Source organism: Lysinibacillus sp. RU7 (assembly GCF_057837305.1).
Genome location: NZ_JBYQFK010000099.1, coordinates 1 through 285, shown reverse-complemented (window position 1 = coordinate 285; position 285 = coordinate 1). Strand labels below are relative to the sequence as shown.

General features: G+C 41.8%; 1 protein-coding gene. It reads left to right on the top strand.

Going from position 1 to position 285, the window contains the following annotated elements; genetic code table 11:
• On the top strand, nt 1-285 hold a 285-nt coding region (locus AC3II9_RS21690), incomplete at both ends, for a hypothetical protein (RefSeq protein WP_489158752.1).

Genomic DNA, 285 nt, shown 5'->3' with positions numbered 1-285 from the left:
AAGACCTTATTTACTAAATCTGTAGCGCGTGCTATGTTGGCAAAGATCTATGCCGAAAAGCCAATTCGGGATTATGGTAAAGTCGTTCAATTTGTTGATGCCCTGACTGCAGATGGCTTTGACCTCAATGCTAATTACTCAGATTTGTATGCGATGAACGCAAGCAATACGGATCTTGCGCAACGTAATACGAAAGAATCTATTTTAGAAGCACAGTTTACAGCAGGAGGCGGTAATTGGGCCACCTGGATGTTTGGACGTGATTTGTCCAATTATGATAACAAC